Origin of the sequence: Dolichospermum sp. UHCC 0259, assembly GCF_009711935.1 — a bacterium.
Lineage (GTDB): Bacteria > Cyanobacteriota > Cyanobacteriia > Cyanobacteriales > Nostocaceae > Dolichospermum.
Map to the genome: position 1 here is coordinate 1 of NZ_VIKX01000113.1, position 14,316 is coordinate 14,316.

Here is a 14,316-nt window from a genome sequence, read left to right on the forward strand (position 1 = left end):
GTATATCTGCCCAGGTATAAATAGAACTCCAGATCGGCTTACCAGCTTTGACTGGCAGGGGTGCAGGGGTGCAGGGGAGAATATTTTCCTGACAACTGACAACTGACAACTGACCAATTACCTGGCTGTAAGATATTGTTTGATGATATTAATAGTCTCTTCTGGATGGCTCATGTGTGGGCAATGTCCCGTGGACTGCATTATTTGTAGTGTGCTTTCTGGTAAATGTTGTTGCAGATATTCTCCGACCTCAATAGGAGCGATCGCATCTTCTGCACATTGTAAAATCAGTGAAGGTATTGTTACCTTGGGTAAATCATTGCGGTTATCAGAATAAAAAGTAGTTTTGGCGAATACACTCGCAATCACAGGATCAGTTGAACAAAAACTAGCCTCCAGTTCTTGAGTTAGCTCCGGTTGATCCTCATTTTTCATGATCACAGGAGCTAAAAAGCTTGCCCAGCCAATATAATTTTTGTCCATGATATCCAGTAGATCCTCGATATCTTTGCGCTCAAATCCTCCCACATAATTAGGTAAATCATTGATGTAGCAGGGTGAAGGACAGACAAGAATCAGGGAGCTAAAGAAATGAGGAGCTTGGATAGAGGAGAGAATACCAATGATACTGCTAACAGAATGCCCGACAAAAATTACATCCGTCAATGCCAATTCTGTACAGATATCTAGAATATCCTGGGCATAACCATGTAGACTACTATATTTTTCAGCATTATAGGCACTAGTATCAGATTTTCCAGAACCTACATAGTCAAATAAAACGATTTTGTAGTCCTTCTCGAAAGCTGGTGTTATAAACCGCCACATATTTTGATCACACCCGAACCCATGAGCAAAAAGCATGGGCTGTGTACCTTGTCCGAAAACTGTTACATTATTGCGGAGGATAATATTTTGAGTCATTTTATAGGCATCAGCAAGTATGTTCATTATACCAAGTGTCTTACCTCTCCAAAGGAAAGATTACAGACTGATTGCGCCCCTGTTCTTTGGCGCGGTAAAGTGCTTGATCAGCCTGTTCGATCATATCAATTGGTGATAACTCAGGACTAGGGATCAAACTGGTAATCCCTAAACTAACAGTCACTAAATTACCTATTTTTGAGGCTTGATGAGGAATTGCTAAGTCTTGAATAGTAGTATGAATCCGTTGAGCGATCGCAATAGCTCCTGGCAAATCTGTATTTGGTAAAATCACCGCAAACTCCTCCCCCCCATAGCGAGCCACTAAATCCGCCGGACGGCAGACAATCTCTTGTATGGACTGAGCGATTTTAATCAAGCACTCATCCCCCAATTGATGACCATAGGAATCGTTATAGCGTTTAAAATAGTCAACATCAAACAACAACAAAGATAGAGATTGCTGTTCTCGGTATAATCTCTGCCATTCTTGCTCCAAACAATGATCAAAACAGCGACGATTAGCAATTTGCGTTAACCCATCAGTATTAACTTGTTTTTCTAGTTCCTGATTTGCCAATCTCAGATTATACTCTGCTTCTCGTAGAGCCAATTCCGCTTGCTTACGCTTGCTAATATCCGTAACCCGTACCAAATCAATGGTTTTACCAGCTATATTAATGCGTTTTACTGCTAAATTGCCCCAGAAATTATGCCCTTTTTCAGTAACATATTCTATTTCTCGACTCCAAAAACCTGATTTATCGATATCATCAGTAATCATCATCAAGTCATCATCAGTAAATCGCTGTTTTTGTAAATTTTGCCCCTCACTACCAATTAATGTTTCTTTACTGGCAACTGCAAACATCTCCACAGCGCGACTATTGCAATCCAAAATTAAGGGATTGGGAACATCAACTAGAAAAATGGCATCGGTAGATTCGTTATAAATAGCCTCTCGAAGGTCTCGACTTTTTCTAAGTTCTAACTCTGCTTGTTTGCGATCGGTGATATCCTGTGATGTTCCTAAAATCTGTTTAACATTACCATCAGGAGTGCGAGAAAATACCGTATCTCGACTATAAAGCCAACGCCATTGACCTTGAGCATCCTTAATCCGATACTCTATTTGTGTGAATTCATAATCTTGGAGATAATAACATTGTTGCATGGCTTCATAGACTCGATGCAAATCATCAGGATGACAAATAGTAGGAAACAAATCAGCACCCATTTCCTGAATTTCTGCGGCAGAATAGCCTAAAATTTCGCCAACAGAACGATTCGTATAAACATTACGCTGCTCAATAAAATCATAAATATAAAGTAAGTTTGGTGTTAGATATGCAATCTGTTCAATAAAATGCTGACTCTTTCGCAAGTGATCTTCTGCTAGTTTGCGTAAACGCAGTTCATCACAGAGATCACTAACATCTCTCATCACACCAATTACACAATCCTGCTCATCCAAACATTCCACCCTAGCTGACATAAGAACAGTTCTAGTTTGCTGGTAGCGAGTACGAATTACTACTTTGAAATTTAGTATACTTCCTTGATTGATTAGTGCTTCTCTGAAGTAATTCAAATCATCAAAAGTGTCCCATACATTTAATTCTAGGCAACTTTTCCCCACAATATTTTCTTGACTATCTCCCCAAAGTTGGCAAAAACTTTCATTGACATTTAAAATTTTTCCTTCTGCTAAAGTCGCAATCCAAACTGGGTCAGGAGTGGTATGAAAAATAGTCGAAAATTTAGTTTCTGATTCTCGAAAAGTTTTTTTAACTTGAGTGGCCATCTGGTTGAAAGATACTGCTAAAGCCTGAAGTTCTACAATGGTTATATCTTCAGATAAAGACTCCTGCCATACCCCTTTAGATAGAGCTTGACTAGCACGACTTAAGCGTAAAATAGGTTTAGTTATGTAATGGGCGGTCAAACTACCCGTCCCAATGGCAATTACCAAAGCCAAGCCGCACAATAAAAAGGTTTTCTGGGTATTGGCATAAATTTCTGCCATAAATTCCGATTCAGGAATTACTGTCACTACAAGCCAATCTAAGCCATAATCGTCGCGGTAGGGCGTAACTCTGACAAAGGGTTTTTGGGGCAAAGACGGACGCAGAAGTTGGGATTGAGAGATAGCTTGTAAACTACCAAACTGCCGGATTAAATCCTGAGTTACGTTGCGGATGACAGGTTCACGGCTATTTAAGGCTTGTAATCTTGTAGCTTTACCATTGACAATAGGGGTTGAAGATTCATCTTCGGAACTGGCAACCATCAATCCCGATCGCTCCATAATGAAAATATGACTGGATCTTCTAAGATCCAATTTTTTCAGAAATCTACTAATTTGCGAGAGTTCAAGATCAATACCGAGAACTCCTATCAGCTTTTTTTGTGAATCGTAGACAGGAGTGCTGGCGGAAATGCAGATGCGATCAGGTATATCTGCCCAGGTATAAATAGAACTCCAGATCGGCTTACCAGCTTTGACTGCATCTAAATACCAAGCAGCATTATTGTATTGCGGATTTTTGATAGTAGCTGCTAACTTGAGGCGATTTCCCTGATTATCTACTAAGTAGCTGCGGCTTTTACTCAGATCAGATAGGGGAATTTCTCCAATGTCCAACTTATTACCCAGCCCATAACCAGCACCAATAAATCCCCCTTCTTTAGTACCAAAGTTGATGTAGGTAAACTTGAAAGATCGCACCTGACGATAAAAATATTTACCCAAGGTGTTAAAATCATTTAAGTCCAAAATTCCCGACTCAAAAGCATCTACATTGGTGCGGTTGATTTCCTGGGCTTTTCCTAAATAACTATCTAAATGTTGCCCGATGCGATCGTCTACTTCTATCATTAATTGGTCTGCTAAATTCTCTACAGCCTCCTGTCCAGTCTGACAGAAAAAATAGCTCATCAGTGACACTAATCCTACTGTTTGCACAACAAATGGCACTATCAACAAGGTTCTGAGCGGTACTTTGGCAGATATTTTTGCGAACCAGTTGATAGCAGGATTATTCATATTTCCAGCGACAAAATATTTGGTACATTAAAATAGACTTAGGCTCTTGCGTGCATAATTCTGGATAATTTGTATTTGTACCATACCCCCAAGCATATTGGCTTAACTAATTTCCTCCATCGGTCGTTCTATATCATCTTCACCCAAATATTCACCATTTTGTATTTCTACAATGATTAAAGGAATTGACCCGGGATTTTCTACTTTGTGCAATGTAGCGGCTGGTACATAAGTTGATTGATTGTGATTGAGTAATATTTCATGATCACCACAAGTTACCTTAGCCACGCCAGAAACGACTACCCAATGTTCATGACGATGATAATGGATTTGGGGTTTAATACCGTGTCTAGGCTTGATTTCCACCCGGCTGATGCGATAATTTTGCCCTTCTTCGATGACTTCCACATAGCCCCAATAGCGATTCTCAGGTTGTGCTATCTCTTTCGAGATGCGATCGCCGGCATGGGATGAAGTTATACTCAAATTTGATGGTATCTCAATTTCGTTCTCATTCATACAATTTTAGATTTTAGATTTTGGATTTTTGAGCAATCTATATTACCAATTACCAATTACCAATCACCTAAATAGAAAAAGACTTATTCGTGAATAATAGCTTCTGAAATTCTAACGCAGGTAATGCCGGACTATATATAAAACCTTGGATTGCATCACAGTTATTTTCCCGTAAAAATGCTAATTCCGCCTCAGTTTCTACCCCTTCAGAAATAATTTTTAGATTCAAATCATGTCCTAATTGAATCAAACTTTTGGTAATTGCTGCTTTGCGGTAATCATCATTAATATTTTGAATAAAATCCCGATCAATTTTCAGTGTATCCATTGGCAACTGTTTAAGATACATTAATGAATTATTACTAACTCCAAAATCATCAATGGCAATTTTTATCCCTAAAGAACGTAATTTTTGCATAGCACTTATAGCCAAATTCATATCTTCCATAATCATTCTTTCCGTTAATTCCAGTTCTAGAAAATTTAATTGAATATTATGGCTAGATATCAAGTGGATAACCTTGGGAATTAAATCTAGTTGATTAAATTCCAAAGGTGACAGATTCACCGCTATTGTTAAGTCATGAATGCCAATATCTTGCCAAACTTGCATTTGCTGACAAACTGTTTTTAACACCCAATTACCAATATCAATAATTAATCCATTAGACTCGGCTAAAAGAATAAATTCCTGTGGTGCAACTCTTCCCAGTTCGGGACTTTGCCATCGCAACAGGCTTTCTGCGGAAGTAATTCTCCCAGTATTGATATCAACAATTGGTTGATAATGAACCTCAAAACCCTCAAAATTATTCTCTTTTATTGCTAGAGTTAAATTATTTAAAACTAGCTGCATTCTCGGTGTTAATTTATGAGTACCAGCCAACCAGGTTTTCTTTAAGTTTGCATATTTTTCTAACTTATTCAGAATAGCACTCAATAATTCAGCCCTCGTAAAAGGCTTAGTTAGATAATCATCTGCACCCATATTCATCCCCTGACGAAAATCGGATTTAGCCGCATTAGCAGTCAAAAAAATAAAAGGAATAGTTGATGTTGATGGCTCTTGACGCAACGCTTTTAATACACCATAACCATCTAATTCTGGCATCATCATATCACACAGAATTAAATCTGGAGCTTCTAACATAGCAAACTCCAAGCCTATTCTACCATTAGCAGCGGCAACAGTTTCAAAATTCTCAGCTTCTAGTAAATCTAATAAATTATCTCGTACTGATTCCTCATCCTCAATAACTAGAATTTTCGACATAACTAACCTCATTTTTACTATGATTATTTAAATTTAAAACACGTAAAGGAAATTTTAAAGCTATAACAACTTGATTCATGAAAAAATTCTCTATAAACTAATATTTAATTTCAGAAATATTACGTAGTCAGCAATGTTTACCAAAATCATGACATCGTGGATAATACCCAATTTACTGAAAATTTCGTAAATATCATTGATGATTTCCATAGATAGGTTTATATTCTCATCAGACCAAGTTAACCTTGCCAGTTACCAAAACATCATTTAACATTTATACCATTCCTTTGACGCACATTTAATCTTCTTTCACCAAAACGGATGAGTCGTTCAATAGCTAAAAGACGATTTTCCCAAACTTTAACTTGATAGAGATTGACTTGATTTTTCCCTGGTATCTGTGAAAAGTGCAATTGGACGCTGTTGAGGGCTTTTCTAGCTGCAATTAAATTAATAGCCGAAGGTACAGATGCTAGTTGATTTAACGCATCTTTTAACTCCTGATCTAATTTCTCAAACTCAGCATTGGTAATTGCAGATATGGGTAGCTGACCATTTTTTTCTACTATCTGCCATTCTCTCTGCAAAGCTGCATAACGAAATGCGGCAGTGCGAAAAGGTTGACGTTGAGGCATAGGTTCATTTCTAATTCCTTGGGTACTATTAAATATTTGTTCTAGTTCAGGATGAAAATTTTCCGCTGCAAACAAGGCATAACCATTCACTGGCAAGTCTCGCACAAGTTGCAATTGATCAAATGCACCCATAGTTGGTAATGACCTCAGACGGATTCCTGGAACTAATAGGGTAGCACCTAATTTTGTAGACGTAATCCACGGTTGAGCTAATCCTTGAAACCGAGGTGTATCTAAAGCATAGGTCATCGGCATAATTAAATCTATATCTCCTCTTCTTGCCCATACCTCCCAATGTTGTTGAATTTTTTCAATGCGTTCATATTCCGGTAAGGGAAAAACGGCTACTGAGAGAAGCAGAGTGTTTCGTTTTTGTCGCAACGTCTGTGATAATTCAGCCACAAAGCTATCCACCTTTTGGGTGCGGAATGCTGTCCATTGTTGCCACAAATCCCGTTGACTGGGAGAAATATCTAAGGGGTCAAAACCAGTCTGCTGTTTAAATTGCTCCCTTGCAGCTTTACCATAACCATAGCTGCGACCAACAAGAGAGTCTTGAAAAGGATAACGAATATAATCCAAATGAATACCATCTACTTGATAGCGAGTAACGATTTCGGTATATAATTTGGTTAAATATTCCCGTACCTGGGGATTGGCTGGATCTAAAAAAGGTTTAGTTTGACCAATGGGAATAATATTACCTTTGTTGTCATAATTAGCCCAATCGGGATTTGCAGCTAATACTGGTCCCAAATAATCAGGACTAACATTAATAATTTCATTATGACGGTTATTTCCAGCGGCGAATACCCACACCCAAGCGTGCAATTCCATTCCCCGTGCATGAGCTAGTTTAACCGCACTCTCTAGGGGGTCCCAGTCACGAATCAGAGGGTTTTGTTGAGGTGCTACCTGACTAGGATAAATGGGATAACTGGCATTAACTGTTTCCAAAAAAATGGTATTAATTCCGGCTTTTGCTAGTTTATCAAAAATTTTGGCTAATTCGACTTCATTTCCGGCTTTCACGATAGTGCCTCTATCTAGCCAAATTGCTCGAATTTCTGGTTGTGCTAATCGTTGATTGACGGGAAATTGCTGCCATAAATTTGTTTTAGCTTGTAACCATTTCTGTCTAACTGCTGCATAGTTTTTTTGTTGAATTAATAAGGGGATATTTTTAACAGTTTCTCTCGCTTGTACTAATGTTTCTGCTAGGTTTGAGGGTGATGTTTCTGGCTGGAAAGATTCTGTTTTGATTGATTCGGCTTTTTCTCGTGGGGAATGAGTGCGATTATTGTTGATATTTTTGGCAGAATTATAAGCTAATGCTGCTATATGGGTACTTTCTAATCTACCCATCAAATTTTCTAATTCTTTTTGCAGGGCTATTCCTTCTTTTTGATCAATCGGCTGATTAGAATTAGGGATAACATCTAAGCGGACATTTTCTTCTAGTTGATTAATTGGATCAATAAAATTTTCATTAGTAATTTTAGAAACTACTAATGATCTTGTATTTTTGGGCTTTGGTTGTAATTTGGAAGTAACAGTTTTTTTGGCAGGTTTTAGCCGAGAAATAACTGTTGGTTTTTTAACAATTTTCTTAGCAGGTTTTCTATGAGAGGTAATGGTTGTTTTTTTAAGAGGTTTGGATTGGGAGGTAAGGGTGCTTTTTTTAACAATTTTTTTGGTGGGTTTTAACTTGGAGGTAGCAATGGGTTTTTTGGGATTTTTTTTAGGAGGTGGGGATTTGGAAATAATCGGTAATTTTTCTCTAATTTGTGGTTTTTTTGGTTCAGCAGCTATTGTGGGTTGACAGTTTGGTGCAGGATTTGCTAGTTTATTTTTGCTATTAACTGGTAATTTTAAATAACGATTTAAGGATGCTTTTAACCAAGCAATGTCTAATCCTACAGATGTATCTCTTCCCCAATACCAACCTAACAAGGTGGATTTTTCAGTTGTTAATATTGCTGGTGGCTGATTTGGGGAGTTCCAAGTTACAGGAGTTTGAATAGTAGAATTATTAGGAATAATCACACCACCGCGAATTGCACCAAATAGTTCTTTTTGATTTATCCAATCAGGAATAGTCGTGTTTGTGGGTTGTAAATTTTCAATGGTGTTGAAGCTAAATCCCCAATAACCTCCTAGAAGTTTTCGTAATAATTGACGAACTCCTGGGGTGGATAAGTTACCCACTGGGCCACTAGCTATTAAATATCCACCTTGACTTACCCATTGATCTAAGGCGATCGCCTGTTCCGTTGTCAATACCTCTATATTAGGTAAAAATAACACTGGCACTTTACCCCAATCAGTCTTATCTTTAACTTGACTCAGCGGAATCACACAATATTTTATATTAAGTTTCTGTAAGCGGTTGCTAATTCCTTGCCATTCTTCAGGATTATTCTGGCTATTAACCACACTGAATACAGGAGAATCGCTAATAGCTTTTGCTGGCAATACTCCCCAGACATTAAACAGGAACAGGTTAATATTTAAAATAATGAATCCGACTGTCTTTTTATTCATTAGTTAATTGTCAGTTGTTGGTTGTCAGTTGTCAGTTGTTAGGTAATGGGACAGAATTAATTACACAGTTGATTTTTCTGTTCCCTGTTCCCTGTTCCCTGTTCCCTGATATCAGAAAGACTTTTGTGAATTATCAATCCTCTTGAAGACAAGTATTGATTAATTCCTCAACTCCCGCTACAGGGAAAATACTGACATTTAATTGCCTAGATACTTCTGCAACCGTCATATCATCGAGAAATATCAGTTCTCCATGCTTCAGCATAACACTAGGTAATAAAATTCCCTCTCCCAAATCTTGTCCTTTTAAGTTTAAAAGTAAATCATGCCCGGTTAATAACCCAGTTACACTAATACTTTGTCCCCAATAATCGCTAGATAAAGCCCACATCTTCACTTCTAAACCTGCGACAGTATTTAACTGTTCTACCAATGGTTGAAATGCTGTTTCTACTGCATTACCTACCACCCAAGTTAATCTGCGTTGATTGGTAATTTTTGGTGGCAATAACTCAGTTGCGGTTTGGGTAAATTGTTTAATAAATAAGCGAATTGAACCCACACCATTATCAATTTGCGGATATTCTTCATATTCAGCTTCCGAGGGTAATTCTTCCCCAGCAATTAAAAACCATTCATCAGCTAACCAGACGACACTAGAATCATATTTTTTGCGAAATTCCTGGGAGAGTAATTTAACTTGACAAATTACCTCTTTGGCTTTTTCTTTTGTGACGGGAATTAATTCATCTTCCTGGGGACGAAACCGCGTTAAACCCACTGGAACAACTGCGACTGATGCTACTGTTGGTATTTCTCCAGTATGAAAAGATGTTAAATCCCGCAATGTCCTTTCTAAATGTTCACCATCATTTATTCCAGGACAGACAACAACTTGAGCATGAATTTGCAATCTTCGTTCTTGAAACCAGCGAATTTGGGATAATATTTCCCCACCTCGATGATTTTTTAAAAGTCTAATTCTCACATCTGCTTCTGTGGAATGAACAGAAACATACAGAGGTGATAACCGCATTTGTTCAATTCTTTGCCATTCTCTGGCGGTTAAATTCGTTAAAGTTAGATAAGAACCATAGAGAAAGCTTAGGCGATAATCATCATCTTTTAAATATAAACTAGTCCGTTTTCCTGGTGGTTGTTGATCAATAAAGCAAAAGGGACAACGATTATTACACTGAATTAAACCATCAAATAAAGCTGTGGCAAATTCTAGTCCTAAATCATCATCATAATCCTTTTCAATTTCGACATGATGGGTTTTCCCAGTCGCATCTAAAACTTCTAATTCGAGAATTTCATCAGCGCATAAAAATTGATAATCAATTAAATCACGAGGTTGTGTGCCATTAATAGCCACAATTGCATCACCGACTGTAAAGCCAATTTCCTCCGCAATTGAGTCAGGTAGCACCTTGGTAATTTTAGCAGGTTGAATGGTAGTCATTGGTCATTAGTCAGTGGTCATTGGTCATTGGTCATTGGTCATTGGTCATTGGTCATTGGTCATTGGTCATTGGTGAAAACTATTCTTCTTTCTCCTGAACTCCTGAACTCCTGACTCCTGACTCCTGACTCCTGACTCCTGAATTCTTACATAACAGAGTTATGCTTGCCAACCGGCAGCGATCGCTAATAAAATAGAAATACCAAAAGCCAATCTATACCAAACAAAAACCATCGTATTCTTAGTTTGCAAGTATTTGATTAAAAAAGCAATTGATAAATAAGAGAAAATAAAGGTAGAAACAATGCCAACAATTAACAGAATTACAATATTATCTGGTAATTCTCCAGATTGAAACATTTTGAAGATTTTCAAACTTTTATATAAAGTCGCAATCGTCAAAGTCGGAAACCCCAACAAAAAAGAAAATTTTGCGGCTGCTTCTCTTTCTAACCCTAAAAATAAACCAGTAGTTAAAGTTGAACCAGAACGAGACACCCCCGGAACTAAAGCTAAAGTTTGTCCTAATCCTACCAGAATACCATCTCGAATTTCCAAAGCATCGAAACCTCGTTTACGAGTTCCCAATTTTTCAGCTAAACCTAGCAGAATCGCCATAATTACCGACATAATCGCAATAATCAAGGAACTTTCGGGAATTACATCTTTTAATAAAAATCCAATAGTTAAAGCCGGAATTGTCCCCACAGCAATCCCCACAACAATTTTCCCATCTTCACTTTCCCAGTCTTTAGTTTGAAAAGCTGTAATTGCACCTTTCACCAAACCAGAAATTATAGCCCAAAAATACCATAAAATGGCAATTACACTCCCAAATTGAATAGCATCAACAAAATCTTTAGAACCAAGTTCTTTCCAACCAAATACCTTTGTGACAATGATTAAATGTGCTGTACTACTAATTGGTAAAAACTCCGTAATTCCTTGCACAATTCCTAAAAAAAACGCCTGGATCACTCCTTGCACCAAATCAACTTGACTAGCAACTTCACTAGGCGCTCCTACCTGTAACAGTTGTGGTAATAGTAAATTTATACTATTTAACTCTAAAATCGTTGTCATTAACTAGACTCCCAAAATCAATGCGTAATTATAGCAAACTATCCAACTTTACTTGGTTGTGGTCAGTCTGTTTAGACAAAATCTTATCAGCGCAGTAAATTAGGTTGCGCTGTTATTTAAACTAACCTATTATTTTCCATTCTAGTGGATTGGTGATATTAAGCCTTAAATAAGAGTGCGTTAGGATTGCGAACAAATGATAAAATATAAGGTGCGTTATGCTTTCGCTAACACACCCTACAGACTACAGACAATTAAATAAACCATTCACCCAAATTAGTTGTTTATCTCAGATTTTAACCATGTTTCCAAATCATTAACATCTGTAAAATCTAACAATGCTTCTCCTAGCTTTTCTAGTTGTTCTATGTTCAAACCTTTGATATTCTGCATATAACTATCTTCCAGCTTTCTAAACCGTTTAGATAATATCCTTAGTAGTAAGTTTATTGCTGCATCTTTTTTACCTTCCTGTCTCCCTTCCTGTCTCCCTTCCTGTCTCCCTTCCTGTCTCCCTTCCTCTATCCCTTCCTGCTTTGCTTCTTGATATACCCGTGTTTGCTTAATATCATTCACGAAAAACATTGTTTCTATCTCCTGACGGCTTAATTGTGAAAATTTGGACAATAAAACAGTCTCCAACAACCCTATAATACCTTGTTTTTCTCTGTCATTCTCCACTTCTGTCTTAGTTCTTGACAAGAGGGTTTTAACTAATTCTGGTGCTTGTGTCTCCTTACTGAGAATTAACTCAATTAACCCCATCCCAATTGAACCCGGTGGTAATTCATCTAAATAAATTCGTTTAATTCTGCCGCTATTAATCCATTATTGTTGATAAACAGTTAATTCTCCCACATCTAAACTCCGTTTCGCAAATAAAGCTACTGCTGCTAGACTGAGCGAAGCCGAAGTCTTGCCAATCTTGTACAGGTTTAAATTGATTGAGATAAATATTTATTTCCGCGATTAATTCCCAGTAAAAATCCGGTTTTGGTTGAAATTGCACTTCTACAAAATAGATGGGTTTTTCTGCACTATCTGCCATAAAAATCCCATCAAACCGAAATGCTTTTTCTTTCACTTCCACAGATGTGAATTTATAACCTGTGGCATTTTGTGCGGGTTCACCAAGGATTTCAAATAGTAGGGTATGGAAGGTGAGGAAGATTCGGCTTGAGTGCATACCTCCATAAAATAAATTTCATGTATAATCAAGATGCCCCCCTGGGGGATTTTCAGTTATGATATTCTGAAGATAAGTAAAGTTTAGTAACAAATATTAGAAACTTTGATTAATCATACATTTTCTGCCTATACAGCTACTAACCCGACTGTAGATATCAATCACAGCCTGCAAAATCCTCATTTACCAAGTTTCCTATCTTCCCGACAAAGTTGGTTAATATTTTTAGCGTCAGTATTTTTAGTATCAGTACCAGTTTTCATAGAAGCCCCATTAGTGCGATCGCTTCCTCTTCTTAGCGTATTAATGACAGGATTTTGGGTGTGGCTGAGTATGAGGTTAATGTCACGTCCCCAAACCTACTTATGGGGAGATTTACTCTTTGGCTTTAGCTGGACTTGGTTAACAGGAGCAATTTATTGGGGTTGGTTAAGATATGAACCAATCTGGCATATACCAATAGAAGCACTAGGACTACCTTTTGCTGTGTGGTGTTTAGCGAAAAATTGGGGTAAAGTCGGCAATTGGTTTTACCTCGGTTCTTTACTAGGAACGGTTTTAACCGATATTTATTTTTATTTAGTAGATTTGATGCCTTATTGGCGACAAATTATGAGAACAGATCCAGCAAGTGCTTCACAAATCTTACAGAATGCCCTAGTACAAGTGCAAACACCCTGGGGAGAAGGCTGGGCAATCATTTTGGCAGCGATTCTTATGACAGTGGGAATAGGATCTTTACTCAATAAGCAATGCCATTGGTATGCCTTTGGGGGCGCAGTTTTGAGTACAATTCTAGTAGACAGTCTCTTCTTATTAGCAGCAGTTCTGGCGTGAAATTCCCATCAATTGGGGTAAACACCAAAAAATGGGCGTAAAGGTGCTATGAGGTGAGATTTTTGGCAAAAGTCAAATCAAACCAAATAGTCGTAAATAATATGGATATTGATCCGCTGTATATTAGTTTTTGATGACTGTTGTGCAAGCTCTCAAGCTGAAACCATGAAGCTAAACCATGAAGAAACTAGGATCTAGTTAGCAAAGAAACTGCTCTAACACCCTTAAACTTCCGGCTTATGCCCTATAGTTCATAGCTTTTGGCTGCAAAATTTTATTATTCCTGAAAAAAAAGAGGTAAAAATCGTGAAAGGATTGGTGCGTTTATTTACTGTATTTACATTGTTGCTAGGTTGTTTGGGAATACTGGGAACTACCCAGACAGCCCAAGCTACTGGTTTCAATAGCTTTGTGGGAAATCAAGTTCCAGTTTTAGCGATCGCTCGTCAAAACAAAGCAGATCAGAAGTTGGCAACAGAGTTTGGTAAGAAAATTGATTTGAACAATACCTATATTCGGGCTTTCCAACAGTATCCAGGATTGTATCCCACCTTGGCTAAGAAGATTGTGGCTAATGCTCCCTACGAAAAAGTAGAAGATGTATTAAATCTGCCAGGATTGACCGATAGCCAAAAAGAACGTTTGCAAGCTAACTTAGACAAGTTCACCGTGACAGAATACGAGCCTAACTTCAACGAAGGCGACGATCGCATTAACAACGGTATCTACAGATAACTAAGGATTGGGGATTGGGGATTGGGGATCCAATTTTTCAGCTAAACCTAGCAGAATCGCCATAATTAC

11 protein-coding genes are annotated in these 14,316 nt (G+C 37.8%); 2 read left to right on the forward strand and 9 right to left on the reverse strand.

What is annotated here, in order from left to right:
- Positions 1-117: 117 nt before the first annotated feature.
- The 9 genes from FJR05_RS08800 to FJR05_RS27240 all read right to left on the reverse strand — a co-directional run bounded on the left by FJR05_RS08800 (position 118) and on the right by FJR05_RS27240 (position 12,675).
- Complete coding sequence (locus FJR05_RS08800) at positions 118-951, reverse strand: alpha/beta fold hydrolase (RefSeq protein WP_254446875.1); 834 nt, start codon at positions 949-951, stop codon at positions 118-120.
- A gap of 13 nt (positions 952-964) precedes the next feature.
- Positions 965-3,862, reverse strand: a complete 2,898-nt coding sequence (locus tag FJR05_RS27230; protein ID WP_254446876.1) for a diguanylate cyclase domain-containing protein — start codon at positions 3,860-3,862, stop codon at positions 965-967.
- Positions 3,863-4,072: 210 nt separating this feature from the next.
- Positions 4,073-4,489: a phosphomannose isomerase type II C-terminal cupin domain gene (locus FJR05_RS08810; RefSeq protein ID WP_168643754.1), complete on the reverse strand. Its 417-nt coding sequence runs from the start codon at positions 4,487-4,489 to the stop codon at positions 4,073-4,075.
- Between the two features lie 67 nt (positions 4,490-4,556).
- Complete coding sequence (locus FJR05_RS08815) at positions 4,557-5,762, reverse strand: EAL domain-containing response regulator (RefSeq protein ID WP_168643755.1); 1,206 nt, start codon at positions 5,760-5,762, stop codon at positions 4,557-4,559.
- 263 nt (positions 5,763-6,025) lie between these two features.
- Positions 6,026-8,941: a glycoside hydrolase family 10 protein gene (locus FJR05_RS08820; protein ID WP_168643756.1), complete on the reverse strand. Its 2,916-nt coding sequence runs from the start codon at positions 8,939-8,941 to the stop codon at positions 6,026-6,028.
- A gap of 133 nt (positions 8,942-9,074) precedes the next feature.
- Positions 9,075-10,406, reverse strand: coding sequence for a TIGR03279 family radical SAM protein (locus tag FJR05_RS08825; RefSeq protein ID WP_168643757.1), 1,332 nt, complete (start codon positions 10,404-10,406; stop codon positions 9,075-9,077).
- Between the two features lie 159 nt (positions 10,407-10,565).
- Positions 10,566-11,489, reverse strand: coding sequence for an undecaprenyl-diphosphate phosphatase (locus tag FJR05_RS08830; RefSeq protein ID WP_168643758.1), 924 nt, complete (start codon positions 11,487-11,489; stop codon positions 10,566-10,568).
- A gap of 276 nt (positions 11,490-11,765) precedes the next feature.
- Complete coding sequence (locus FJR05_RS27235; protein ID WP_254446877.1) at positions 11,766-12,254, reverse strand: DUF4351 domain-containing protein; 489 nt, start codon at positions 12,252-12,254, stop codon at positions 11,766-11,768.
- 55 nt (positions 12,255-12,309) lie between these two features.
- Positions 12,310-12,675, reverse strand: coding sequence for an Rpn family recombination-promoting nuclease/putative transposase (locus FJR05_RS27240; RefSeq protein WP_254446878.1), 366 nt, complete (start codon positions 12,673-12,675; stop codon positions 12,310-12,312).
- Positions 12,676-12,780: 105 nt separating this feature from the next.
- Between FJR05_RS27240 and FJR05_RS08840 the strand changes: the two genes are divergently transcribed.
- Both FJR05_RS08840 and psbU read left to right on the forward strand, forming a co-directional pair.
- Positions 12,781-13,512 carry a DUF3120 domain-containing protein gene (locus FJR05_RS08840; protein ID WP_168643759.1) on the forward strand — a complete coding sequence of 244 codons (732 nt, stop codon included), beginning with the start codon at positions 12,781-12,783 and terminating at the stop codon, positions 13,510-13,512.
- Between the two features lie 306 nt (positions 13,513-13,818).
- Positions 13,819-14,247: a photosystem II complex extrinsic protein PsbU gene (gene psbU / locus FJR05_RS08845; RefSeq protein ID WP_168643760.1), complete on the forward strand. Its 429-nt coding sequence runs from the start codon at positions 13,819-13,821 to the stop codon at positions 14,245-14,247.
- Positions 14,248-14,316 lie beyond the last annotated feature (69 nt).

Bases quoted from the DNA above. Each gene is read 5' to 3' on its own strand.
- FJR05_RS08825 (WP_168643757.1), bottom strand. From the start codon at position 10,406: ATGACTACCATTCAACCTGCTAAAATTACCAAGGTGCTACCTGACTCA.
- FJR05_RS27235 (WP_254446877.1), bottom strand. From the start codon at position 12,254: ATGGGGTTAATTGAGTTAATTCTCAGTAAGGAGACACAAGCACCAGAA.
- FJR05_RS08820 (WP_168643756.1), bottom strand. From the start codon at position 8,941: ATGAATAAAAAGACAGTCGGATTCATTATTTTAAATATTAACCTGTTC.
- FJR05_RS08830 (WP_168643758.1), bottom strand. From the start codon at position 11,489: ATGACAACGATTTTAGAGTTAAATAGTATAAATTTACTATTACCACAA.
- FJR05_RS08815 (WP_168643755.1), bottom strand. From the start codon at position 5,762: ATGTCGAAAATTCTAGTTATTGAGGATGAGGAATCAGTACGAGATAAT.
- FJR05_RS27230 (WP_254446876.1), bottom strand. From the start codon at position 3,862: ATGAGCTATTTTTTCTGTCAGACTGGACAGGAGGCTGTAGAGAATTTA.
- FJR05_RS27240 (WP_254446878.1), bottom strand. From the start codon at position 12,675: ATGCACTCAAGCCGAATCTTCCTCACCTTCCATACCCTACTATTTGAA.
- FJR05_RS08810 (WP_168643754.1), bottom strand. From the start codon at position 4,489: ATGAATGAGAACGAAATTGAGATACCATCAAATTTGAGTATAACTTCA.
- FJR05_RS08800 (WP_254446875.1), bottom strand. From the start codon at position 951: ATGAACATACTTGCTGATGCCTATAAAATGACTCAAAATATTATCCTC.